Source organism: Saccharothrix tamanrassetensis (genome assembly GCF_014203665.1).
GTDB lineage: Bacteria > Actinomycetota > Actinomycetes > Mycobacteriales > Pseudonocardiaceae > Actinosynnema > Actinosynnema tamanrassetense.
This window is the reverse complement of record NZ_JACHJN010000029.1, coordinates 1-1513: the sequence shown is the minus strand read 5'-3', so window position 1 is coordinate 1513 and position 1513 is coordinate 1. Positions and strand designations below refer to the sequence as shown.

General features: G+C 66.0%; 1 protein-coding gene. It reads right to left on the bottom strand.

From position 1 onward, the window contains the following. Positions 1 to 217: 217 nt before the first annotated feature. Positions 218 to 1366 carry an IS701 family transposase gene (locus FHS29_RS36170; RefSeq protein ID WP_184699243.1) on the bottom strand — a complete coding sequence of 383 codons (1149 nt, stop codon included), beginning with the start codon at positions 1364 to 1366 and terminating at the stop codon, positions 218 to 220. Between the last annotated feature and the right edge of the window lie 147 nt (positions 1367 to 1513).

Genomic DNA, 1513 nt, shown 5'->3' with positions numbered 1-1513 from the left:
CCACGCCGACAACTACTGCGCCTTCGCCACCCTCGCCGCCACCCTCATCTGCTTCAAACAGCTCACCAAAACCACCACGTGAGACCAGCTCTAAGCCGGGCGCGGGCTTGGCTTGTTCGCCGCCAGGTCGACCAGTGCAGGACATGGTCGACGCTGTGGGTCAGGCGGTCGGCGAGACGGTTCCATAATCGGCGGATCTCGTTGACGGACAACGGAATCAGCGAGCGTTCGGTTCCGGGTGTGGATCCCCCTTTTTGGTGATCTCACGAGTGATCACCAGGAAGGCCAGGGCGGTCATGGACAGTGTGATGTGCCGGTACCAGGCCTGGTAGCCGCGGACCTGGTAGTGGTCCAACCCGGTCTCGTTCTTCGCGGTCTGGAAGCACTCCTCGACCGCCCATCGCGCCCCCGCGATCTCCACCAGGCGCCGCAGTGTGGTGCCGGCCGGGCCGAAGCAGATGTAGTAGGCGATGTCGGACGGATCGGAGACGCTCCGCCTGGCCAACAGCCAGTGGCCCCAACCCGGTCTGCGCAGCGGGCGGATGTCGACCGCTGCCCAGTCCGCCATCCGCGGCCCCTTCGCGCCCGCACCGGCCGCGAGCCGTTCCCACGCCGTGTCGGGCAGTTCGGCGATCAAGCGGTGGACACGGACCTTCAGCAACCCGAACGACACCGCCATCGCGTTCTTCTGCACCGCCACCACATGCGGGATGTCCAGGCTTTCCAGCCACAGGCGAAACATCGTGTCGTTGCCGTAGAGTTCATCCGCGGTCACCCACCCGAACGGCACCCCGGCCTCCACGGCCCGATCGATCATCCGCCGGGCGAGCATCTGCTTGGTCGCGAACCCGACCTCGTCACCGATACCCGCCGCCCGACAGCGCTCCCTGTCGCCGGTCCACGACCTGGGCAGGTACAACTCCCGGTCGATCAACGCCCGCCCGCGCGGCGAGGCGTAGGCCAGGAACACGCCGATCTGCGAGTTCTCGATCCGCCCGGCCGTCCCGGAGTACTGACGACCCACCCCGGCCGATCTGGTGCCCTTCTTCAGAAATCCCGTCTCGTCCACAATCAGCACGCCGTCCTCGGCGTCCCCGATCACCTCCACCACCGCCGCCCGCACGTCGTCACGCAACCCGTCGGTGTCCCAGGCGTAGAAGTTCAGCAGACGCTGCATGCCCTCCGGCCCGGCGTCACCGGCCGCCTCCGCCAACGTCCAGCCGTTCTTCCGCTCCACCTCCGAAAGCAAACCCCTCACGTACCAACGCATACGCCGCCGCGACTCCACCCGAGGAAACCGGCCCGCGAACCGACCCAGGAAGGCATCGAACCCCGCTGACCACCCCGCCACCAACTCCAACGACACAGGGATCAACTACCAGATACTGGACTTGATAACAACCTGTCGTTGTCGTATTAGACGGTGTCTCACGTGGTGAGTTGGCGAGTCGCTTGAAGCAGGTCAGCGCCGCAGCGAGGGTGAGGAAGCCGCAGTAGTTGAGGGCGTGGCGTT